This is a genomic window from Actinoplanes sp. NPDC020271 (genome assembly GCF_044388125.1).
In the GTDB taxonomy this organism is placed as follows: Bacteria; Actinomycetota; Actinomycetes; order Mycobacteriales; family Micromonosporaceae; genus Actinoplanes.
In genome coordinates this window covers 97,159-121,227 of record NZ_JBIRWQ010000019.1, presented here as the reverse complement: position 1 = coordinate 121,227, position 24,069 = coordinate 97,159, and the positions used below count along the sequence as shown (strand labels likewise).

The following is a 24,069-nucleotide window of genomic DNA, read 5'->3' as shown; positions in this document are numbered from 1 at the left end:
TGTGGAGAGGGGCGGCTTCCGACCTTAGGTAGCCGCGGGATGTTCAGCTTCGGCGCCGGGAACTGAACAACGAACACCGGACACGGCGCGGCGGTGCCGGCATGTGGTGGAGGTGACGTGCCCCGACAGGAACGCCCGCTGGAGTCCGAGGACACTCCGCTGCTCCGCTTCGCCGGTGACCTGCGCCGACTGCGCCTCGGGGCCGGCCGGCTCTCGTATCGGGAGCTGGGGAAGCGGACGAACTATTCGGCGGCGGCATTGTCCGACGCGTTGTCCGGCCGTCGTCTGCCCAGCCTGGCCATCACCCGTGCGGTCGTCCGGGCGTGCGGCGGCGACGCCGGCGCATGGACCGAGCGGTGGCGGCACCTCGCCGCGGCGCTACCGGGCAAGGACTCCGGCGCAGCCGCTCCGTACGTCGGGTTGGCCGCCTATCAGGTCGACGACGCCGATCGGTTCTTCGGCCGCGAGGCGGTCACCACGGCCCTCGTGACGCTGGTCGGTGAACGGCCGTTCGTCGGGGTCTTCGGCTCCTCCGGTTCAGGTAAGTCGTCGTTGCTCCGGGCCGGGCTGGTCGCCCGCACCGAGAGCACCCCGATAGTGGTCACACCGGGGGCGGATCCGATCACCGAGCTGGCGGCGGCCGTGGCGCAGCTCGCCGACGAGCCGGTGGCCCGGGTCCGCGGCGACCTGGCCGCCGGCCCCGAGGCGTTGCGCGGCTGGCTCGCGAAGGCCGGCGGCGACGTGCTGCTGGTGGTCGACCAGTTCGAGGAAGTGTTCACGGTCTGCGGTGAAGCCGGCCGGCTCTGGCTGATCCGGGCACTGACCGGGGCCGCCGGGCCGAAGGCTCGCATCGTGATCGGGGTGCGCGCCGACTTCTACGGCCATTGCGCACGGTATCCCGAGCTGGTGACCACGCTGCATCGCGCGCAGATCCTGCTCGGCCCCATGTCGACCGAGGAACTGCGGTCGGCGGTCACCGAGCCGGCCGCGCACGCCGGGGCGACGATCGAGACCGCGCTGGTCGCCCGCCTCATCGCTGATGTCGCCGGGCAGCCGAACGCGCTCCCGCTGGTGTCGCACGCGCTCGCCGAGACCTGGCAGCGCCGCCGGGGCGTGGTTCTCACCCTGACCGGTTACCAGGACGCGGGCGGTATCGACCACGCGCTCGCCCGGACCGCCGAGTCCACCTTCGAGCAGCTCACCCCGGACGAGCGGCAGGCTGCCCGGCTGTTGTTCACCCGTCTGGTGACGCCGGGCGACGGCGTCGAGGACACCAGACGACGGGCCCGGCGGGCCGACCTCGCCACGCCCGGCGCCCTGCTCGATCGCCTTGCCGCCGCCCGGCTGATCACCATCAACCGCGACAGTGTCGAGCTGATCCACGAGACACTGCTGAGCGCCTGGCCGCGGCTGGCCGGCTGGATCGCCGCCGACCGGGAGAACCTGCGCGTCCAGCATCGGCTCACCGAGGCGGCCCTGGCCTGGGAGGAACACAGCCGGGACCCCGACCTCCTCTACCGCGGAGCGGTCCTCGACCAGGCGGGTGCCCTGCGGGATCGGCTCAACCCGCACGAACGCGAGTTCCTCGACGCCGGCCTCCGCGCCGACCGGGCGCGGGCGCAGGCCGGCCGGCGCGCCGCCCGCCGCCTGCGCCGGCTCGCGGCCGGGCTGGCCGCCCTGGCGGTCCTGCTGGCCGGCACGACGGTGGCCGCGGTGGCCGCGCAGCAGCGGGCGACCCGGCAGCGCAACGAGGCGCTCTCCCTGCGGGCGTCCGCCACCGCCCGCGACATGATCGCCGGGCGGCCCCGTGAGGCCGCCGGACTGGCCCTGGCGGCCTATCGGCTCGCACCCACCACCGAGGCCCGTGACGCGCTGGTGCTGGCGAACGCGGCCGCCGGCGCCACCACCCTCGGGCGCGGATTCGTCGAGCCACCCGGCCGGTACGCGGCCACGTACGCCGCTGAGTCCGGCGACGAACAGCTCTGGCGGCGTGACGGCCGGGCGTGGCTACCCGCGGGCCGGCTGCCCACCGCGAGTAGCTACCGGTACCTGAGCAGCGGCGACGAGCAACGCGCGATCTATCGGAGCGGGCCGGACCACTCCGAGCTCTGGGATCTGACCGACCTCGACCACCCGCATCGGATCGCGGCGCCGGACGGCCTCGGGAGGTTGGACGGCATGGACCACCACGGCTCCCTGCTGAGCGCGGTCGGTGCCGACGGGTCGGCCCGGGTGTGGCGGCCGGCCGATCAGGTGGCACGCCGGCTGCCGGTCGTCGGCGTCGTCGGCACCGCCGTGCTCGCCGACGGCTCCGGCATCATCGTCAGCCGCCGCGACGGCGACCAGGACGTCATCGAGAACTGGACTCCGGACGGCCACCTGACCGCGACCGTGCTGCGCGTTCCGCACCCGGCCGTCGTCCGGGCCGGGCCGGGCCAACTGATCGCCGTCACCTCGTACCTGGGCAACGCCACCATGACGATGGTGAACGTCGCCGATCCGCTGGCGCCACGGGTCGTGGCTCGCGCCGACGGATTGGACGAGACCGCCGTCGCGGCCTTCGACGCCGGCGGGCAGACCGTCGCCGTCGTCGACGGTGCCGAGGCCCGGGTCTGGGACGCCCACAGCGGCCGGCGACTGCTTCTGCTGCGCGTGCAGGGCCTGCGCCTGAGCTCACCCCGCCTCGACGGCGACAGGCTCTCGCTGCTGGACGGCAAGTCGGGGCTGTGGCACATCGACAGTGACCTCGACGCCGTCATCCGGCGGGCCTGCACCGACCCGGTCAGCGTCGATTGGAGCCGGGACTTCCCCGGCGCGGAACCGGTGCCGGTGTGCACCCGGCGATGACCGATGCTGATCAGTCGCACGCGGTGCCGTCGCCGTCGGGGTCGAGGTGCTGGTCGTCCCGGCCGGCGACGAGCAGCTGGGTGAAGCCGTGCGCCGCCAGCCAGGCGCATCTGTCGGTGACGCCGGGTGGGAAGGTCAGCGGGACGCACTGGGTGGGCGTCCCGTAGTTGTGGTCGCAGCCGTCGACGAAGGCGGGCACGTCGACTGTCGCCGTCGGTGACTTCCGCCGGGGCAGCGGGCCGGCGGTGGCGCCACTGGCGAAGTGCTGCACGAACGGGGCCGGTGCGGCGGCGGGCACCGGGTTCGCCGGGGGAGTGGCCGCGGGGACCGGCTTCCCGGGTGGCGGAGGCGCCGGCTCCGACGGGACCGGTGCGGGTGGTGAGGAGGGCTCGGCGGCGGCGGCGAGCGGCGAGGGCGGGTCACCCGGTGTGAGGGCGGCCCGCCCGAGCAGCACCAGCACCGCCGCGGCGGCCGCGACCAGTGCGACCACCGCGGTGAGGGAGAAGAGGCGACGGGCGGTCATCCGAGGTGCACCCACTGGGCGACGGACGGGACGCCGTTCGTGCCGACGACGAACAGCATGTACCAGCCGGGCGGGGCGATGTTCGGGTTGCTGGTCACGTTGAGGCCGATGGTGGTGCCGTTCACCGACATGGGAAGGTCGACGAACCGTTGGTTGGGGTCGCTGGAGTGGGTCACGGCTTCGGGGCGGATCAGTTCGGCCTTGAGGACCGGGCCGTCGACGGTGATCGACTGCGTGGACCCGTACGCCCAATCGGTTGGTGGGATCGTCAAGATCTGCGGACGGGCGCCCTGGAACAGGTAGGGCGGTGAGTAGACCGACAGCCGCATGTCGAACGTGCCGTTGCCCGGGTTGTCGCCGACGGCCATGACCCGCCCGTCGGGCAGCAGGAACGCCGACGAGTGGTAGGTGCGGGGCACCGGGTCGGTGGCCATGCCGGCGATGAACGTGTTGGCCGCGGGGTCGTACATGGAGGCTTCGTAGACCGGGTCGGCGCGGTTGTGCAGGCCGCCGCCGGTCTCGAAGACCTTGCCGTCGGGCAGCAGCACCGCGGAGACGTACATCTTGGCGGCCGGCAGCGGCGGGCCGGCGATGTGGACCGGGTCGGGCTGTTTGAGGTCGATGATGTCGGTGAGCGGGTTGGCGTCGACGTTGGTGTTGATGTTGCCGCCGCCCATGGTGATCACCTTCTGGTCCTGGGCCGGTGGGAGCAGCACGCTCATCGACTGGTCGCGCTGGTCCTTGTTCTGCAGGCCGCGGACCGGGGTGATGGTGCCGGTGCCGTAGTCGTAGATCGACGAGCCGGTGCCGGGCAGTCCGTCGCCGAACACGTGGCTGCCGGAGTAGAACAGCCGCCCGTCCTGCATGAGGATCATCGACGGGTACAGGCCCCAGAAGTTCCACGTCTGGTGGGCCTCGTTCAGGCTGAGCCACCGTGACTCGCTGGTCTTGAAGTACTGGGTGGCGACCGTGCCGGACGAGTCCTCGCCGAGGCCGCCGAGCGAGATCACGTCGCCGTTGCCCAGCACCGTGGCCGACGGGTACCAGCTGCCCGCGGTCATGTCGTTGACCCGCGAATACGAGTTGGTCGCCGGGTCGAAGACGTAGGAGTTCTTCAGGCCTTCGTAGCCGTGGCTGCCGTCGGCGGCCGGGTACGCCTTGTTCCCGCCCATGATCAGCACCCGCCCGTCGGGCAGTTGCACGTGACCGGCGCAGAACAGGTCGGCCGGGGTCGGCACGGTGGTGAACGTCCCGGTCGACGGGTGGTAGACGGCGGTGGTGAACGTGCCGGCCGCGAACGCGTCGGGATCGTTGCCCGAGCCGGCCACGAGCAGCACGTCACCGTTCTTCAGCACGACCGTGTGGATGCCGCGGACCGGTGAGGTGAACGGCATCACCTGCCAGACGCCCTTGGTGCAGGCGTCCCCGGCACTGCACGAGGTGCCGGGGGCCGGGGCGGTGACGTCGTCCATGGCGTAGTCGTCGGTCCGCAGCGTGCCGACGCCGTAGACGGTGACGCCCCAGACGATCTGGTCGGTGCCGGCCGGGACCGGCGGGGTGCGGACGGTCTTCCGCGTCCACGTCGCGGTGACCGGCAGGGTGGCCAGGTCGGTCCAGTACACCCAGCCGTGCGCGACGTCGTGCCGGAACATGGTCATGACCGTGTTCGCGGTGGTGGTCGTGTACCAGGCGGAGAGGTCGTACTGGTGTCCCGGCGTGACGTTCGGTGCGCACGACGGGTTCTCCAGCATCATCGCCTTGCGGTCGCCGTTCGACGCGGTCACGAGCGTGATCTGCATGGCGTTGGCGCCGGTGTGCCCGGGGTGGGACAGGCCGAAAGTGAAGTTCTGGTCACCCCAGCCGGACCTCTCCCAGCAGACCGGGAACCCGTTGCCGGCGAGTCCTTCGACGCCCGGGTTGGCGACCAGGTTGGCGCCGGCGTGCGCCGCGGTCGGCACCAGAGCGGCGAGGAGGGCGACGACGAGAACCTGGGCGATGCGCTTGCGGTCCGTTCTGCTCACCCAGGGCCGTGGCGCCGTCATGCCGGCACTGGCTTCAGCGCTCGGGCCCGGTAGATGACCTTGTCGGAGACGGCGAACCGGGCTGCGAACGAGATCACCAGCGTGATCAGGTTCGCCCAGAGGACCCCGAGGTGGGCGCCGTCGACCAGCAGCGCCAGCAGCGGGATGCGCAGCAGCAGGTCGGCGTTGCCGAGCAGGAAGAAGCGGGTGAACCGGCCGGCGAAGGGCCGGTCGCGGCGACTGCGGTACAGGAGCCGGTCGACCAGCGCGAAGTTCCAGCCGACCGCCACCATGTTCGCGATCACCGCGGCCGGCAGGTAGTGCACGCCGGCCAGATGGGTGAGGGCCCAGAGCACCGCCTGGTTGGGCAGCAGCCCGGAGATGCCGATCAGCCCGAACAGCAGCATCCGGGCCCGCTGGGCGCCGAAGCGCAGCAACCCCAGGTGCTTGACGAAGCGCAGGCCCTCGGCCAGCGACGACTTCGACTCGCCGGCGTGCCGGGGCTGGAACGCGTACGGCACCTCGACGATCCGGCCGGGCCGGTTGCGGACCACCAGCTCCAGCAGGATCTTGTAGCCGAGCGGCCGCAGTTCCTCGACCTCCAGCGAGCTGGCGCGGATGGCGAACAGGCCGCTCATCGGGTCGCTCACCTGCAGCAGCGAGTTCCGGAAGATCAGCTTGGTGACGACCGTCGAGCCGCCGGAGACGATCCGCCGGTAGCCGCCGGCGAGGCCGTCGCGGTTGCCGCCACCGGCGTACCGGCTGCCGACGACCAGGTCGGCGCCGTCGCGGGCGCCGGCCCCGACCAGGCCCGGCACGATCTCCGGCGGATGCTGCAAGTCGGCGTCCATCACCACGATCCACTCGCCGCGGGCCAGGCGCATGCCCTCGACGACGGCGCCGCCGAGGCCGCCGGCGCCGTCCTCGCGGTGGTGCACGACGACCGGGATCGGGCAGTTGCGCGCCGCGGCCCGGATGACCTCGGGAGTGTCGTCGGTGCTGTCGTCGACGAACACGATCTCGGTCTCGCCGGCCGGCAGCGCCGCGGCGAGCCGGCCGAGCAGGGTGGCGATGTTGTCGCGCTCGTTGAAGGTCGGCACCACCACGGTCTGCCGCAGCGCGGTCCGTGCCGGCGGTTCGCCGATGGTTCCGCGCATCGTCGCGCGCACCTTGCTCCGGTCGGTGGTGACGGTCATGGCAGCTCCTTGTGCACGCGGCGGATCTCGATGCGACCGTCCTGCGGGCCGAACGAGGCGATCACGGTCGAATTCGTCAGCAGGGTCCGTACGGTCGGCAGGCTGTTCGGGTCCTGGCGCATGGCCGGGGTCGACACGACGTAGTCGACGTCGCGCCAGCCGTGAGGCAGCCGTTTCGCGACGGCCGAGTCCAGGTCGACCTTGTAGAACCAGAGGACTTCGTCGGGCGGGTAGCCGGCGTCCACGCAGTCGAGCCAGAGCACGTCGTCGACGACGACGGTTCCGCCCGACCGGCCCGGGAGCTGATCGTGGAGGTAGGCGGCGGCCTGCGCGTACGGGGCGTTGTCGTCGGTGGTCAGGGCGCGGCGGTCACCGACGTACCACTGCGGGGCGATCACCGCGACGGTCAGCGCGACCGCCGGCGTGAGCACGGCCCACCGCCACCGGACGTGCGCCGGGGGGAGGGCGGCGACGACGGCGGCGAGGACGCCGGCGATCGCGATCGCGAAGAACGGGAGGACCTGGACGACGTACATGGCCGGGAGGTAACCGCCCGGCCGCAGCGCGACCAGGACCAGGATCGTGCCGGCGAGGGCGACCGGCCGGACCTGGCGCAGCGCGAGCCCGGCGAAACCGGCCACCGCTCCGGCGATCAGGATCACCGGGTCGTAGTAGAGCCATGAGTGCAGCAGCGACGACGCGCCCGACCCGGCCGAGAAGACGCTGCCCGACCCGGACCGTGAGCCGAGCTGGAACTGCCAGGCGCCGATCAGCGACACGTGCCCGGCGCCGGGGAACAGCTCCCCGCGCAGCACCGCGTAGAGCGGGTAGAAGCAGCCGACCAGCACCAGGCCGCTGGTGAACGCGCCGAGCGCCCACGGCCGGGTCGAGCTGCGAGCCGTGCTCTGCCAGAGCGCCACCAGCACGGCCGGCAGGACGACGGCGATCGTCTCCTTCGACAGCACGGCCACCGCGGCCGCGCCGCCGGCCGCCGCGAAGTGCCACAGGTGTCTGCGCGGCGAGAGGGCCAGCGCGAGCGCCCCGAGCATCCACACCACCGCGAACGAGTCGAGGTAGATCTGCCGGCCCATGGTCAGATAGAGCGGCGACAGACCGTAAGTGATCAGGGCGAGCGACGCCGTCCAGCGCGACCGGCCGAGGCGCCGGGTCACCAGGTACACCAGCAGCAGGCCGGCCGCCTGGACGGGCAGCATCGCGATCCGTCCGGCGGCGACCGCGGTCAGGCCGGGGGCAAGCCACGCCGGGATCCACGCGAGGCCGGCCAGCTGGATCCAGGCCAGCGGCGGGTGGTCGTACCAGTAGGTGTAGTGCGCCAGGCCGCGGCCGTGCTGCACCGCCCAGGCCTGCGCCAGGTAGGTGCCCTCGTCGTCGCTGGCCGACGGGAATCCGGTGATGTTCCAGGCCAGCAGCGTCACGATCACCGCGGTCAGGCCCAGAGCAAGAACAAGATCCATTCTTGCGCGTACGTCGTGAGCCGCGGCCGGCACGACCGAGATCGGCTTGGCGAGTTCAACAGTGGTCATGCGGTGCCTCCCTCGGCATGCCCTTCTGGCCCTCGCCTGCGGCCATGCTGATCGGCGCGAGGTGGGTGCCGCTCGGTGCAGGCGGTCATGCTGTGCCCTCCTTGGCATGCCCTTCTGGCCCTCGCCTGCGGCCATGCTGATCGGCGCGAGGTGGGTGCCGCTCGGTGCAGGCGGTCATGCTGGGGCCACCTCGTTCAGATGCGCCCCGACGTGGGAGGTCAGTTCCCAGTTACGGCGGCCGGTGTACTCGCGCCAGACGGCTCGCAGTGCCGCCAGGGCCAGGACGATCGCGTACGGGAAAGCTCCGATGATCAAACGGGCGTAGTGATGCCACTTGATCGACAGCTGGTACTCCTGACCGAAGTCGCGCAGGCCGATCACCTGGAACAGCAGCGTGGCCACCATCGGCAGCACCGGCAGGAAGGTGAACAGGGCGACGAGCACCGGCAGGTCGGCCCAGAGCGCGATCGCCACTCCGACCGGGATGACCACCCCCGAGAACGCCTGCAGGAACGGGCTGGTCAGCGTGTAGCGGGCCAGGGTGCGCTGGCCCAGCGTGGGCAGCCGACGCCACTCGCCCTTGCGCAGCACCTGCAGGAAGCCCTGGTGCCAGCGGGTGCGCTGCTTGAGCAACCCGTGCAGTGAGTGCGGGGTCTCCTCGCGGGTGACGATCGTCGAGTCGTACGCCACGACCACCTTGGATCCGCGGCTCGACAGGCGCACGCCCAGGTCGCAGTCCTCGGCGAGGCAGGTGCCGTCCCAGCCGTTGGCGGCGCGCAGCACGTCCGTACGGACGAAGACGGTGTTGCCGCCGAGCGGGATGAACCCCTTCTTGGCGTGCAGGTGCAGCCGGCTGCGGAACCAGAAGAAGTATTCGAGGCAGTTGTGCAGGCTGTACCAGCTCGAGTGGAAGTTGATCAGCTGGACGCCGCCCTGCACGACGTCGGCGCCGGTCGCCCGGAACGCGTGGTCGACGTGTTCCAGCAGGTCGGGGTGGACCTGGTCCTCGGCGTCGAACACGCCGACGACGTCACCCCGCGCGTACGGCAGCGCGGTGTTCAGGGCTCGCGGCTTGTTCTTCACCTCGTTGTGGTCGGTGACCACGAGGATCCGTCCCGGTGCGGTCGCCGCGACCCGGTGCGCGACGGTGGCGGTGTCCGGGTCGTCGTGCCCGACGATGATGATGATCTCGAAGGCTTCGTGGGTGGACCGGAGCAGCCGCTCCACGGTGTGTTCCAGGACGGCCTGCTCGTGCCGGGCCGGGACCAGGAGCGAGAAGGTCAGGTGCTGTTCTCCGTCGGGCGGTGCGAACCGGGTGGCGGCCAGGGTTTCCGGCGTGCGCCAGGCGTGCATCGTCCACCACAGCGTGACTGCTGCGAATGCCGAGAGAACCACCGAGACGAAAACCATGACGGCGGCAGCCAATGTCTTATTCCTCTTCCCCGCAAATCGACGGGCTCTGGTCCCGCCGTTCCGAAAGACACTAACCGCCGGACGTCGATCCCTTTCAAGTCCGCTGTCGGCAATTTTGCAATGCGGGCCGAGACGTTTTCGAGGCGGAAACGCGGCCGCAACACCGATTCGGGCATGCCGGAAATGGCTGTCGAAAGGTGCAGGTGAACCGTGTTTTGGATAATGGATCACCGATGATGAACTGGGATCATGGGCCGAACGGATGATCGGGTGTGGACATTTCAGTGGATCCTGTGAGGGAGTCGTCGGGGCATTGATGTCAGGAATGTTGCGCGCGATGGCGCAGTCATTTACCACCGCAACATTCGATGAATACAAGTGGCAGAGACAAGTGAGCGATTCGGGATCATCCGGCCTCTCCGGCCGTGGTGGGGTGCGTCTGTGCGATTGGCGTAACGGCCAGTGCATACTTACCGCCGGCCATGACCGCGGTGATCAAGCGGTGTGGCGGTGACGCGACGAGTGGTGGAGACGCTGTGGGCGACGATCTGACGGTACGGTCCTCCGGAGCCGGTGCGGCGGTGGCCGACCGCGACCTGCGTCAGCTGCTGGCCGGGCTGACGGCGGTGCGCGACGGTGACTTCGGCACGCGGCTGCCCGACGACGGCGAGGGACTGCTCGGCGAGATCGCGACCGTCTTCAACGGCATGGTCGATCAGCTGTCGCTGTTCACCTCCGAGGTGACCCGGGTGGCCCGGGAGGTCGGCACCGAGGGGCAGCTCGGCGGTCAGGCGGAGGTGCCCGGGGTCTCCGGCACCTGGAAGGACCTGACCGACTCGGTGAACGCGATGGCCGGCAACCTGACCGACCAGGTCCGGGACATCGCCCAGGTGGCGACGGCGGTGGCCCGGGGTGACCTGTCGCAGAAGATCACCGTCGACGTGCGCGGCGAGATCCTGGAGCTCAAGAACACCATCAACACGATGGTCGACGAGCTGTCGTCGTTCGCCGACGAGGTGACCCGGGTCGCCCGTGAGGTCGGCAGCGAGGGCCGGCTGGGCGGGCAGGCCGAGGTCCCCGGCGTCGCCGGGACGTGGCGTGACCTGACCGACTCGGTGAACTTCATGGCCGGCAACCTGACCAACCAGGTCCGCAACATCGCCCAGGTGACCACGGCGGTCGCCCGCGGTGACCTGTCGCAGAAGATCACCGTCGACGCGCGCGGCGAGATCCTGGAGCTCAAGTCGACCATCAACACGATGGTGGATCAGCTGTCGAGCTTCGCCGACGAGGTGACCCGGGTCGCCCGGGAGGTCGGCACCGACGGCCGGCTGGGCGGTCAGGCGCAGGTCAGCGGCGTCGCCGGGACGTGGCGTGACTTGACCGACTCGGTGAACTTCATGGCCGGCAACCTGACCGACCAGGTACGCAGCATCGCCCAGGTGGCGACCGCGGTGGCCCGCGGTGACCTGTCGCAGAAGATCATCGTGACCGCCCGGGGCGAGATCCTGGAGCTGAAGAACACCATCAACACGATGGTGGATCAGCTGTCGAGCTTCGCCGACGAGGTGACCCGGGTCGCCCGGGAGGTCGGCACCGAAGGCCGGCTGGGCGGGCAGGCCGACGTCAAGGGTGTCTCCGGCACGTGGAAGGACCTCACCGAGTCGGTCAACGTCATGGGTGACAACCTGACCGCTCAGGTGCGCAGCATCGCCGAGGTGACCACCGCGGTGGCCCGCGGTGACCTGACGCAGAAGATCCGGGTCGACGCCCGCGGGGAGATCGCCGAACTGAAGGAGACCATCAACACGATGGTCGACCAGCTCTCCGCGTTCGCCGACGAGGTGACCCGGGTGGCCCGTGAGGTCGGCACCGAGGGCCGGCTCGGCGGGCAGGCCCGGGTGCTCAACGTCGGCGGGACCTGGAAGGACCTGACCGACAACGTCAACGTGATGGCGTCCAACCTGACCAACCAGGTGCGCTCGATCGCGCTGGTGGCGACCGCGGTGGCCCAGGGCGACCTGAGCCGCAAGATCACCGTCGAGGCCAAGGGCGAGGTCGCGGTCCTGGCGCAGACGATCAACACGATGGTCGACACGCTGTCCGCGTTCGCCGACGAGGTGACCCGGGTGGCCCGTGAGGTCGGCACCGAGGGCCGGCTCGGCGGGCAGGCCCGGGTCCCGAACGTCGCCGGCACGTGGAAGGACCTGACCGACAACGTCAACTCGATGGCGAACAACCTGACCGGTCAGGTGCGCAACATCGCCCAGGTGACCACCGCCGTCGCGCAGGGCGACCTGACCAAGAAGATCGACGTCGACGCACGCGGCGAGATCCTGGAACTCAAGACCACCATCAACACGATGGTCGACCAGCTCTCCAGTTTCGCCGCGGAGGTCACCCGGGTGGCCCGGGAGGTCGGCAGCGAGGGCCGGCTGGGCGGCCAGGCCGAGGTCGAAGGCGTCTCCGGTACGTGGAAGCGGCTGACCGAGAACGTCAACGAGCTCGCCGGGAACCTGACCCGGCAGGTCCGCGCGATCGCCGAGGTCACCAGCGCCGTGGCCACCGGCGACCTGACCCGGTCGATCACGGTGGACGCCTCCGGTGAGGTCGCCGAGCTCAAGGACAACATCAACTTCATGGTGGAGTCGCTGCGCGAGACCACCCGGGCCAACCAGGAACAGGACTGGCTCAAGACCAACCTGGCCCGCATCTCCTCGCTCATGCAGGGCCATCGGGACCTCGAGGTGGTCGCCTCCCTGGTGATGAACGAGCTGGTGCCGCTGGTCGGTGCCCAGCTGGGCACGTTCCTGCTGGTCGAGGAGGCCGGTGCGGGCGCGGACCTGAGAGTGGTCGGCAGCTACGGGCACAACGGCGCCGGCCGCCGCTACGCCCTGGGTGAGTCCCTGGTCGGGCAGGCCGCCGTCGGGAAACGGCGCATCGTCGTCGACGAGATGCCGGCCGAGTACTTCACCGTCTCGTCCAGCCTCGGCTCGGTCACCCCGATGCAGATCGTCGTGCTGCCCATCCTCGTCGAGGACCAGGCGCTCGGCGTCATCGAACTGGCCAGCATGACCCGGTTCACGCAGGTGCACCACGACTTCCTGGACCAGCTGATGGAGACCATCGGCGTCAACGTGAACACGATGGTGGCCAACGCCCGTACCGACGTGCTGCTGACCGAGTCGCAGCGGCTCGCCGCCGAGCTGCAGGCCCGCTCCGAGGAACTGCAGGCCCGCTCGGAGGAGCTGCAACGCTCGAACGCGGACCTGGAGGACAAGGCGTCGCTGCTGGCCCGGCAGAACCGCGACATCGAGACGAAGAACTCCGAGATCGAGCAGGCCCGCCAGGAACTCGAGGCCCGGGCCCAGCAGCTCGCGCTCGCCTCGAAGTACAAGTCGGAGTTCCTGGCCAACATGAGCCACGAACTGCGTACGCCGTTGAACTCGCTGTTGATCCTCGCGCAGCTGCTGGCGCAGAACCCGAACCGGAACCTGACCCCGAAGCAGGTGGAGTACGCGACCGTCATCCACTCGGCCGGCACCGACCTGCTGCAGCTGATCAACGACATCCTGGACCTGTCGAAGGTCGAGGCCGGCAAGATGGACATCGCACCGGAAGCGTTCGAGCTGCGCAACCTGCTGGACTACGTCGAGGCCACGTTCCGCCCGCTGACCACCTCCCGCGGCCTGGACTTCCAGGTGTCCACCGCGGCCGACGTACCGGCCGGGTTGTTCACCGACGAGCAGCGGCTGCGGCAGGTGCTGCGCAACCTGCTCTCCAACGCGGTCAAGTTCACCGAGCAGGGCGGGGTCCGGCTGCGCATCGACCGGGCCCGGCGCGACGAGCTGTCCCCGGCGCTGGCCGAGCAGGACACGGTGATCGCCTTCCGGGTGACCGACACCGGGATCGGCATCGCCGAGCAGCAGCTCACCGCGATCTTCGACGCCTTCCAGCAGGCCGACGGCACCACCAGCCGCCGCTACGGCGGCACCGGGCTCGGCCTGTCCATCAGCCGGGAGATCGCCTGGCTGCTCGGCGGCGAGATCCGGGCCCAGAGCGTGCTGGGGCAGGGCAGCACGTTCACCCTCTACATGCCGGTCCAGCGGGTCAGCGTGCCGGTCGCGCCGGTCGCGCCGACCCCGGTGATGACCGACCTGGTGATGCCGCTGCCGCCGGCCGGACCGGCCGCACCGCGCCGGCTGCTGGTCGTCGAGAACAGTCCCGAAGGGTTGCTGACACTGATCGCCCGGGGCGCCGCGATCGCCGTGGCCGAGACCCACGGGCCGATCGACGTGGTGACCGCGGTCGACCCGGACACGGCCGTCGCGGACCTGCGGGCGCAGCGCTTCCACGCGGTGGTGCTCGACCTGGCCATGCCGGCCGACAGCGGCCCGAACTTCCTCAAGGCCCTGCACGACGAGGCGGAGCTGCGCGACCTGCCGGTGCTGGTGTTCCGCACCCAGCACGCGCCGCTGGGCAACGACACCCTGCTGCAGGCCCTCGCCCAGACCCGGCCGCTGGAATCGCTGTCGAGCCTGGACGAACTGCGCGAGCGCATCACCCTGCACCTGTCGACCGAAGCCGGTCACCCGGTCCTGCCCCCGCCGATGCACGTCGACACGATCGCCGGTGTCTCCGGCATCGCGGAGAACCTGGCCGGCCGCAAGGTGCTGGTGGTCGACGACGACGCCCGCAACGTCTTCGCCCTGACCAACATCCTCGAACTGCACGGGATGGAGGTCGTCTACGCCGAGAACGGCCGCAAGGGCATCGAGGTGCTCGCCCGGCACGACGACATCGACCTGATCCTGATGGACGTCATGATGCCGGAGATGGACGGCTACGAGGCGACCGCGGCCATCCGCGCCATGCCCAAGTACGCCGACCTGCCGATCATCGCCGTCACCGCCAAGGCCATGCACGGCGACCGGGAGAAGAGCATCTCGTCCGGGGCCAGCGACTACGTCACCAAACCCGTCGACGCGGAGGACCTGCTCGCCTGCATCGAGCGCTGGCTCGACGCCCGCTGACCGGGAACGACCACACCGGCGCCCCGCCCGGCGTCCGTGCCCGGCCCGTCGGCACGACACCGGTCCTGGTGCCGTTCCGCTCGCGGGTCTGGGTCAGCCGGTGCGCGACGACGATCGCGGTGCGGCCGTCGTCGATCAGCGCGGCGGCCCCGGCCTCGAGGCCGGGGCCGCCGCGCTGATCGACGACGGCCGCACCGCGATCGTCGTCGCGCACCGGCTGACCCAGACCCGCGAGCGGAACGGCACCAGGACCGGTGTCGTGCCGACGGGCCGGGCACGGACGCCGGGCGGGGCGCCGGTGTGGTCGTTCCCGGTCAGCGGGCGTCGAGCCAGCGCTCGATGCAGGCGAGCAGGTCCTCCGCGTCGACGGGTTTGGTGACGTAGTCGCTGGCCCCGGACGAGATGCTCTTCTCCCGGTCGCCGTGCATGGCCTTGGCGGTGACGGCGATGATCGGCAGGTCGGCGTACTTGGGCATGGCGCGGATGGCCGCGGTCGCCTCGTAGCCGTCCATCTCCGGCATCATGACGTCCATCAGGATCAGGTCGATGTCGTCGTGCCGGGCGAGCACCTCGATGCCCTTGCGGCCGTTCTCGGCGTAGACGACCTCCATCCCGTGCAGTTCGAGGATGTTGGTCAGGGCGAAGACGTTGCGGGCGTCGTCGTCGACCACCAGCACCTTGCGGCCGGCCAGGTTCTCCGCGATGCCGGAGACACCGGCGATCGTGTCGACGTGCATCGGCGGGGGCAGGACCGGGTGACCGGCTTCGGTCGACAGGTGCAGGGTGATGCGCTCGCGCAGTTCGTCCAGGCTCGACAGCGATTCCAGCGGCCGGGTCTGGGCGAGGGCCTGCAGCAGGGTGTCGTTGCCCAGCGGCGCGTGCTGGGTGCGGAACACCAGCACCGGCAGGTCGCGCAGCTCCGCCTCGTCGTGCAGGGCCTTGAGGAAGTTCGGGCCGCTGTCGGCCGGCATGGCCAGGTCGAGCACCACCGCGTGGAAGCGCTGCGCCCGCAGGTCCGCGACGGCCGTGTCCGGGTCGACCGCGGTCACCACGTCGATCGGCCCGTGGGTCTCGGCCACGGCGATCGCGGCGCCCCGGGCGATCAGTGTCAGCAACCCTTCGGGACTGTTCTCGACGACCAGCAGCCGGCGCGGTGCGGCCGGTCCGGCCGGCGGCAGCGGCATCACCAGGTCGGTCATCACCGGGGTCGGCGCGACCGGCGCGACCGGCACGCTGACCCGCTGGACCGGCATGTAGAGGGTGAACGTGCTGCCCTGCCCCAGCACGCTCTGGGCCCGGATCTCGCCGCCGAGCAGCCAGGCGATCTCCCGGCTGATGGACAGGCCGAGCCCGGTGCCGCCGTAGCGGCGGCTGGTGGTGCCGTCGGCCTGCTGGAAGGCGTCGAAGATCGCGGTGAGCTGCTGCTCGGCGATGCCGATCCCGGTGTCGGTCACCCGGAAGGCGATCACCGTGTCCTGCTCGGCCAGCGCCGGGGACAGCTCGTCGCGCCGGGCCCGGTCGATGCGCAGCCGGACCCCGCCCTGCTCGGTGAACTTGACCGCGTTGGAGAGCAGGTTGCGCAGCACCTGCCGCAGCCGCTGCTCGTCGGTGAACAACCCGGCCGGTACGTCGGCCGCGGTGGACACCTGGAAGTCCAGGCCGCGGGAGGTGGTCAGCGGGCGGAACGTGGCCTCGACGTAGTCCAGCAGGTTGCGCAGCTCGAACGCTTCCGGTGCGATGTCCATCTTGCCGGCCTCGACCTTCGACAGGTCCAGGATGTCGTTGATCAGCTGCAGCAGGTCGGTGCCGGCCGAGTGGATGACGGTCGCGTACTCCACCTGCTTCGGGGTCAGGTTCCGGTTCGGGTTCTGCGCCAGCAGCTGCGCGAGGATCAACAGCGAGTTCAACGGCGTACGCAGTTCGTGGCTCATGTTGGCCAGGAACTCCGACTTGTACTTCGAGGCGAGCGCGAGCTGCTGGGCCCGGGCCTCGAGTTCCTGGCGGGCCTGCTCGATCTCGGAGTTCTTCGTCTCGATGTCGCGGTTCTGCCGGGCCAGCAGCGACGCCTTGTCCTCCAGGTCCGCGTTCGAGCGTTGCAGCTCCTCCGAGCGGGCCTGCAGTTCCTCGGAGCGGGCCTGCAGCTCGGCGGCGAGCCGCTGCGACTCGGTCAGCAGCACGTCGGTACGGGCGTTGGCCACCATCGTGTTCACGTTGACGCCGATGGTCTCCATCAGCTGGTCCAGGAAGTCGTGGTGCACCTGCGTGAACCGGGTCATGCTGGCCAGTTCGATGACGCCGAGCGCCTGGTCCTCGACGAGGATGGGCAGCACGACGATCTGCATCGGGGTGACCGAGCCGAGGCTGGACGAGACGGTGAAGTACTCGGCCGGCATCTCGTCGACGACGATGCGCCGTTTCCCGACGGCGGCCTGCCCGACCAGGGACTCACCCAGGGCGTAGCGGCGGCCGGCGCCGTTGTGCCCGTAGCTGCCGACCACTCTCAGGTCCGCGCCCGCACCGGCCTCCTCGACCAGCAGGAACGTGCCCAGCTGGGCACCGACCAGCGGCACCAGCTCGTTCATCACCAGGGAGGCGACCACCTCGAGGTCCCGATGGCCCTGCATGAGCGAGGAGATGCGGGCCAGGTTGGTCTTGAGCCAGTCCTGTTCCTGGTTGGCCCGGGTGGTCTCGCGCAGCGACTCCACCATGAAGTTGATGTTGTCCTTGAGCTCGGCGACCTCACCGGAGGCGTCCACCGTGATCGACCGGGTCAGGTCGCCGGTGGCCACGGCGCTGGTGACCTCGGCGATCGCGCGGACCTGCCGGGTCAGGTTCCCGGCGAGCTCGTTGACGTTCTCGGTCAGCCGCTTCCACGTACCGGAGACGCCTTCGACCTCGGCCTGGCCGCCCAGCCGGCCCTCGCTGCCGACCTCCCGGGCCACCCGGGTGACCTCCGCGGCGAAACTGGAGAGCTGGTCGACCATCGTGTTGATGGTGGTCTTGAGTTCCAGGATCTCGCCGCGTGCGTCGACGTCGATCTTCTTGGTCAGGTCGCCCTGCGCGACGGCGGTGGTCACCTGGGCGATGTTGCGCACCTGACCGGTCAGGTTGTTCGCCATCGAGTTGACGTTGTCGGTCAGGTCCTTCCACGTGCCGGCGACGTTCGGGACCCGGGCCTGCCCGCCGAGCCGGCCCTCGGTGCCGACCTCACGGGCCACCCGGGTCACCTCGTCGGCGAACGCGGACAGCGTGTCGACCATCGTGTTGATCGTCTGCGCCAGGACCGCGACCTCGCCCTTGGCCTCGACGGTGATCTTGCGGCTCAGGTCGCCCTGGGCCACCGCGGTCGCCACCAGCGCGATCGAGCGCACCTGGTTGGTCAGGTTGGACGCCATCACGTTGACGTTGTCGGTCAGGTCCTTCCAGGTCCCGCCGACGTTGAGCACCCGGGCCTGCCCGCCGAGCCGGCCCTCGGTGCCGACCTCACGGGCCACCCGGGTCACCTCGTCGGCGAACGCGGAGAGCTGGTCGACCATCGTGTTGATGGTCTCCTTCAGTTCGGCGATCTCCCCGCGGGCGTCGACCCGGATCTTCTGCGTCAGGTCACCGCGGGCCACCGCGGTGGTCACCTCGGCGATGCTGCGCACCTGAGCGGTCAGGTTGTCACCCATGACGTTGACCGACTCGGTGAGGTCCTTCCACGTGCCGGAGACACCCTTGACGTCGGCCTGCCCGCCCAGCCGGCCTTCGGTGCCGACCTCCCGGGCGACCCGGGTCACCTCGTCGGCGAAGCTCGACAGCTGATCCACCATCGTGTTGATGGTGTTCTTCAGCTCCAGGATCTCGCCCCGGGCGGTCACGATGATCTTCTGCGACAGGTCACCGCGGGCCACCGCGGTCGCCACCTGGGCGATGCTGCGTACCTGGTCGGTCAGGTTGCCGGCCATGAAGTTCACCGAGTCGGTCAAGTCACGCCACGTCCCGGCGACGCCGCTGACCTGCGCCTGACCGCCCAGCCGGCCGTCGGTGCCGACCTCCCGGGCGACCCGGGTCACCTCGTCGGCGAAGCTCGACAGCTGATCCACCATCGTGTTGATGGTCGACTTGAGCTCCAGGATCTCGCCGCGCGCGTCGACGGTGATCTTCTGCGACAGGTCACCGCGGGCGACCGCCGTGGTCACCTGGGCGATGTTGCGGACCTGGTTGGTCAGGTTGCCGGCCATGAAGTTCACCGAGTCGGTCAGGTCACGCCACGTCCCGGCGACGCCGGGGACCTCGGCCTGCCCGCCCAGCCGGCCCTCGCTGCCGACCTCACGGGCGACCCGGGTCACCTCGTCGGCGAACGACGACAGCTCGTCGACCATCGTGTTGATGGTGTTCTTGAGCTCCAGGATCTCGCCGCGCACGTCGACGGTGATCTTCTGCGACAGGTCACCCCGGGCCACCGCCGTCGCCACCTGGGCGATGTCCCGGACCTGGTCGGTCAGGTTGCCGGCCATCGCGTTCACCGAGTCGGTCAGGTCCTTCCAGGTGCCGGAGACCCCGGGCACCTCCGCCTGACCGCCGAGCTGCCCCTCGGTGCCGACCTCCCGGGCCACCCGGGTCACCTCGGAGGTGAACAGCGACAGCTGATCGACCATGCCGTTGAAGACGGTCGCGATCTCGCCGAGCAGTCCCTCGCCGTCGTCGGGCAGCCGCGTGCCGAAGTCACCGTCGCGCACCGCCGTCAGCCCGGCCAGCAGCTGACGCAGGTCGCGGTCGGCCACCGCCGCACCGGCTCCGGAGGACCGTACCGTCAGATCGTCGCCCACAGCGTCTCCACCACTCGTCGCGTCACCGCCACACCGCTTGATCACCGCGGTCATGGCCGGCGGTAAGTATGCACTGGCCGTTACGCCAATCGCACAGACGCACCCCACCACGGCCGGAGAGGCCGGATGATCCCGAATCGCTCACTTGTCTCTGCCACTTGTATTCATCGAATGTTGCGGTGGTAAATGACTGCGCCATCGCGCGCAACATTCCTGACATCAATGCCCCGACGACTCCCTCACAGGATCCACTGAAATGTCCACACCCGATCATCCGTTCGGCCCATGATCCCAGTTCATCATCGGTGATCCATTATCCAAAACACGGTTCACCTGCACCTTTCGACAGCCATTTCCGGCATGCCCGAATCGGTGTTGCGGCCGCGTTTCCGCCTCGAAAACGTCTCGGCCCGCATTGCAAAATTGCCGACAGCGGACTTGAAAGGGATCGACGTCCGGCGGTTAGTGTCTTTCGGAACGGCGGGACCAGAGCCCGTCGATTTGCGGGGAAGAGGAATAAGACATTGGCTGCCGCCGTCATGGTTTTCGTCTCGGTGGTTCTCTCGGCATTCGCAGCAGTCACGCTGTGGTGGACGATGCACGCCTGGCGCACGCCGGAAACCCTGGCCGCCACCCGGTTCGCACCGCCCGACGGAGAACAGCACCTGACCTTCTCGCTCCTGGTCCCGGCCCGGCACGAGCAGGCCGTCCTGGAACACACCGTGGAGCGGCTGCTCCGGTCCACCCACGAAGCCTTCGAGATCATCATCATCGTCGGGCACGACGACCCGGACACCGCCACCGTCGCGCACCGGGTCGCGGCGACCGCACCGGGACGGATCCTCGTGGTCACCGACCACAACGAGGTGAAGAACAAGCCGCGAGCCCTGAACACCGCGCTGCCGTACGCGCGGGGTGACGTCGTCGGCGTGTTCGACGCCGAGGACCAGGTCCACCCCGACCTGCTGGAACACGTCGACCACGCGTTCCGGGCGACCGGCGCCGACGTCGTGCAGGGCGGCGTCCAGCTGATCAACTTCCACTCGAGCTGGTACAGCCTGCACAACTGCCTCGAATACTTCTTCTGGTTCCGCAGCCGGCTGCACCTGCACGCCAAGAAGGGGTTCATCCCGCTCGGCGGCAACACCGTCTTCGTCCGTACGGACGTGCTGCGCGCCGCCAACGGCTGGGACGGCACCTGCCTCGCCGAGGACTGCGACCTGGGCGTGCGCCTGTCGAGCCGCGGATCCAAGGTGGTCGTGGCGTACGACTCGACGATCGTCACCCGCGAGGAGACCCCGCACTCACTGCACGGGTTGCTCAAGCAGCGCACCCGCTGGCACCAGGGCTTCCTGCAGGTGCTGCGCAAGGGCGAGTGGCGTCGGCTGCCCACGCTGGGCCAGCGCACCCTGGCCCGCTACACGCTGACCAGCCCGTTCCTGCAGGCGTTCTCGGGGGTGGTCATCCCGGTCGGAGTGGCGATCGCGCTCTGGGCCGACCTGCCGGTGCTCGTCGCCCTGTTCACCTTCCTGCCGGTGCTGCCGATGGTGGCCACGCTGCTGTTCCAGGTGATCGGCCTGCGCGACTTCGGTCAGGAGTACCAGCTGTCGATCAAGTGGCATCACTACGCCCGTTTGATCATCGGAGCTTTCCCGTACGCGATCGTCCTGGCCCTGGCGGCACTGCGAGCCGTCTGGCGCGAGTACACCGGCCGCCGTAACTGGGAACTGACCTCCCACGTCGGGGCGCATCTGAACGAGGTGGCCCCAGCATGACCGCCTGCACCGAGCGGCACCCACCTCGCGCCGATCAGCATGGCCGCAGGCGAGGGCCAGAAGGGCATGCCAAGGAGGGCACAGCATGACCGCCTGCACCGAGCGGCACCCACCTCGCGCCGATCAGCATGGCCGCAGGCGAGGGCCAGAAGGGCATGCCGAGGGAGGCACCGCATGACCACTGTTGAACTCGCCAAGCCGATCTCGGTCGTGCCGGCCGCGGCTCACGACGTACGCGCAAGAATGGATCTTGTTCTTGCTCTGGGCCTGACCGCGGTGATCGTGACGCTGCTGGCCTGGAACATCACCGGATTCCCGTCGGCCAGCGACGACGAGGGCACCTACCTGGCGCAGGCCTGGGCGGTGCAGCACGGCCGCGGCCTGGCGCACTACACCTACTGGTACGACCACCCGCCGCTGGCCTGGATCCAGCTGGCCGGCCTCGCGTGGATCCCGGCGTGGCTTGCCCCCGGCCTGACCGCGGTCGCCGCCGGACGGATCGCGATGCTGCCCGTCCAGGCGGCCGGCCTGCTGCTGGTGTACCTGGTGACCCGGCGCCTCGGCCGGTCGCGCTGGACGGCGTCGCTCGCCCTGATCACTTACGGTCTGTCGCCGCTCTATCTGACCATGGGCCGGCAGATCTACCTCGACTCGTTCGCGGTGGTGTGGATGCTCGGGGCGCTCGCGCTGGCCCTCTCGCCGCGCAGACACCTGTGGCACTTCGCGGCGGCCGGCGGCGCGGCCGCGGTGGCCGTGCTGTCGAAGGAGACGATCGCCGTCGTCCTGCCGGCCGTGCTGGTGGCGCTCTGGCAGAGCACGGCTCGCAGCTCGACCCGGCCGTGGGCGCTCGGCGCGTTCACCAGCGGCCTGGTGCTGGTCGGCTGCTTCTACCCGCTCTACGCGGTGCTGCGCGGGGAGCTGTTCCCCGGCGCCGGGCACGTGTCGCTGATCGGCGCCTGGCAGTTCCAGCTCGGCTCACGGTCCGGGTCGGGCAGCGTCTTCTCGGCCGGGTCGGGCGCGTCGTCGCTGCTGCACTCATGGCTCTACTACGACCCGGTGATCCTGATCGCCGGAGCGGTGGCCGGTTTCGCCGGGCTCGCGCTGCGCCAGGTCCGGCCGGTCGCCCTCGCCGGCACGATCCTGGTCCTGGTCGCGCTGCGGCCGGGCGGTTACCTCCCGGCCATGTACGTCGTCCAGGTCCTCCCGTTCTTCGCGATCGCGATCGCCGGCGTCCTCGCCGCCGTCGTCGCCGCCCTCCCCCCGGCGCACGTCCGGTGGCGGTGGGCCGTGCTCACGCCGGCGGTCGCGCTGACCGTCGCGGTGATCGCCCCGCAGTGGTACGTCGGTGACCGCCGCGCCCTGACCACCGACGACAACGCCCCGTACGCGCAGGCCGCCGCCTACCTCCACGATCAGCTCCCGGGCCGGTCGGGCGGAACCGTCGTCGTCGACGACGTGCTCTGGCTCGACTGCGTGGACGCCGGCTACCCGCCCGACGAAGTCCTCTGGTTCTACAAGGTCGACCTGGACTCGGCCGTCGCGAAACGGCTGCCTCACGGCTGGCGCGACGTCGACTACGTCGTGTCGACCCCGGCCATGCGCCAGGACCCGAACAGCCTGCCGACCGTACGGACCCTGCTGACGAATTCGACCGTGATCGCCTCGTTCGGCCCGCAGGACGGTCGCATCGAGATCCGCCGCGTGCACAAGGAGCTGCCATGACCGTCACCACCGACCGGAGCAAGGTGCGCGCGACGATGCGCGGAACCATCGGCGAACCGCCGGCACGGACCGCGCTGCGGCAGACCGTGGTGGTGCCGACCTTCAACGAGCGCGACAACATCGCCACCCTGCTCGGCCGGCTCGCCGCGGCGCTGCCGGCCGGCGAGACCGAGATCGTGTTCGTCGACGACAGCACCGACGACACTCCCGAGGTCATCCGGGCCGCGGCGCGCAACTGCCCGATCCCGGTCGTCGTGCACCACCGCGAGGACGGCGCCGGCGGCCTCGGCGGCGCCGTCGTCGAGGGCATGCGCCTGGCCCGCGGCGAGTGGATCGTGGTGATGGACGCCGACTTGCAGCATCCGCCGGAGATCGTGCCGGGCCTGGTCGGGGCCGGCGCCCGCGACGGCGCCGACCTGGTCGTCGGCAGCCGGTACGCCGGTGGCGGCAACCGCGACGGCCTCGCCGGCGGCTACCGGCGGATCGTCTCCGGCGGCTCGACGGTCGTCACCAAGCTGATCTTCCGGAACTCGCTGCTGCAGGTGAGCGACCCGATGAGCGGCCTGTTCGCCATCCGCGCCAGCTCGCTGGAGGTCGAGGAACTGCGGCCGCTCGGCTACAAGATCCTGCTGGAGCTGGTGGTCCGCAACCGGCCCGGCCGGATCGTCGAGGTGCCGTACGCGTTCCAGCCCCGGCACGCCGGCGAGTCGAAGTCGTCGCTGGCCGAGGGCCTGCGCTTCGTCAAGCACCTGGGGTTGCTGCGCTTCGGCGCCCAGCGGGCCCGGATGCTGCTGTTCGGGCTGATCGGCATCTCCGGGCTGCTGCCCAACCAGGCGGTGCTCTGGGCCCTCACCCATCTGGCCGGCGTGCACTACCTGCCGGCCGCGGTGATCGCGAACATGGTGGCGGTCGGCTGGAACTTCGCGCTGGTCGACCGGCTCCTGTACCGCAGTCGCCGCGACCGGCCCTTCGCCGGCCGGTTCACCCGCTTCTTCCTGCTCGGCAACGCCGACCTGCTGCTGCGCATCCCGCTGCTGGCGCTGCTGGTCGACGGCGCCCACCTCGGGGTCCTCTGGGCGAACCTGATCACGCTGGTGATCTCGTTCGCAGCCCGGTTCGCCGTCTCCGACAAGGTCATCTACCGGGCCCGAGCGCTGAAGCCAGTGCCGGCATGACGGCGCCAC

Annotated in this window: 11 protein-coding genes; 5 read left to right on the top strand and 6 right to left on the bottom strand. The window is 70.3% G+C overall.

Translation table 11 applies throughout. The features are described from left to right. Nucleotides 1-117: 117 nt before the first annotated feature. On the top strand, nucleotides 118-2,847 hold the full coding sequence (locus tag ACH442_RS33100; RefSeq protein WP_396342064.1) for a hypothetical protein: 2,730 nt from the start codon (nucleotides 118-120) through the stop codon (nucleotides 2,845-2,847). Nucleotides 2,848-2,857: 10 nt separating this feature from the next. Here the strand turns inward: ACH442_RS33100 and ACH442_RS33095 are convergent, their stop codons facing one another. The 5 genes from ACH442_RS33095 to ACH442_RS33075 all read right to left on the bottom strand — a co-directional run bounded on the left by ACH442_RS33095 (nucleotide 2,858) and on the right by ACH442_RS33075 (nucleotide 9,556). Next, complete coding sequence (locus ACH442_RS33095) at nucleotides 2,858-3,370, bottom strand: hypothetical protein (protein WP_396342065.1); 513 nt, start codon at nucleotides 3,368-3,370, stop codon at nucleotides 2,858-2,860. Next, nucleotides 3,367-5,391, bottom strand: a complete 2,025-nt coding sequence (locus ACH442_RS33090) for a galactose oxidase-like domain-containing protein (protein ID WP_396342066.1) — start codon at nucleotides 5,389-5,391, stop codon at nucleotides 3,367-3,369. The genes ACH442_RS33095 and ACH442_RS33090 overlap by 4 nt, the downstream gene beginning before the upstream one ends. 17 nt (nucleotides 5,392-5,408) lie before the next feature. Continuing rightward, nucleotides 5,409-6,587, bottom strand: coding sequence for a glycosyltransferase (locus tag ACH442_RS33085; protein ID WP_396342067.1), 1,179 nt, complete (start codon nucleotides 6,585-6,587; stop codon nucleotides 5,409-5,411). After that, the gene (locus tag ACH442_RS33080) at nucleotides 6,584-8,131 is read right to left on the bottom strand and encodes an ArnT family glycosyltransferase (protein WP_396342068.1); all 1,548 of its coding nucleotides are present in this window, start codon (nucleotides 8,129-8,131) and stop codon (nucleotides 6,584-6,586) included. Before ACH442_RS33080 ends, ACH442_RS33085 begins: the two co-directional genes overlap by 4 nt. Before the next feature lie 174 nt (nucleotides 8,132-8,305). Next, nucleotides 8,306-9,556: a glycosyltransferase gene (locus tag ACH442_RS33075; RefSeq protein WP_396342069.1), complete on the bottom strand. Its 1,251-nt coding sequence runs from the start codon at nucleotides 9,554-9,556 to the stop codon at nucleotides 8,306-8,308. Between the two features lie 524 nt (nucleotides 9,557-10,080). Here ACH442_RS33075 and ACH442_RS33070 point away from each other — a divergent pair. Beyond that, entirely contained in the window at nucleotides 10,081-14,577 is a 4,497-nt protein-coding gene (locus ACH442_RS33070; RefSeq protein ID WP_396342071.1) for a HAMP domain-containing protein, read from the top strand. A 314-nt stretch (nucleotides 14,578-14,891) separates the two neighbouring features. On the opposite strand, the gene ACH442_RS33065 is transcribed toward ACH442_RS33070, so the two are convergent. Then, nucleotides 14,892-19,442: a HAMP domain-containing protein gene (locus ACH442_RS33065; protein ID WP_396342070.1), complete on the bottom strand. Its 4,551-nt coding sequence runs from the start codon at nucleotides 19,440-19,442 to the stop codon at nucleotides 14,892-14,894. A gap of 470 nt (nucleotides 19,443-19,912) precedes the next feature. Here ACH442_RS33065 and ACH442_RS33060 point away from each other — a divergent pair, with 470 nt between their 5' ends. The 3 genes from ACH442_RS33060 to ACH442_RS33050 all read left to right on the top strand — a co-directional run bounded on the left by ACH442_RS33060 (nucleotide 19,913) and on the right by ACH442_RS33050 (nucleotide 24,060). Next, nucleotides 19,913-21,163 (top strand): glycosyltransferase, encoded by a 1,251-nt coding sequence (locus ACH442_RS33060; RefSeq protein ID WP_396342069.1) that lies wholly within the window; start codon nucleotides 19,913-19,915, stop codon nucleotides 21,161-21,163. A gap of 174 nt (nucleotides 21,164-21,337) precedes the next feature. Next, nucleotides 21,338-22,885 (top strand): ArnT family glycosyltransferase, encoded by a 1,548-nt coding sequence (locus ACH442_RS33055; protein WP_396342068.1) that lies wholly within the window; start codon nucleotides 21,338-21,340, stop codon nucleotides 22,883-22,885. Next, on the top strand, nucleotides 22,882-24,060 hold the full coding sequence (locus ACH442_RS33050) for a glycosyltransferase (protein WP_396342067.1): 1,179 nt from the start codon (nucleotides 22,882-22,884) through the stop codon (nucleotides 24,058-24,060). The genes ACH442_RS33055 and ACH442_RS33050 overlap by 4 nt, the downstream gene beginning before the upstream one ends. Nucleotides 24,061-24,069: the final 9 nt, after the last annotated feature.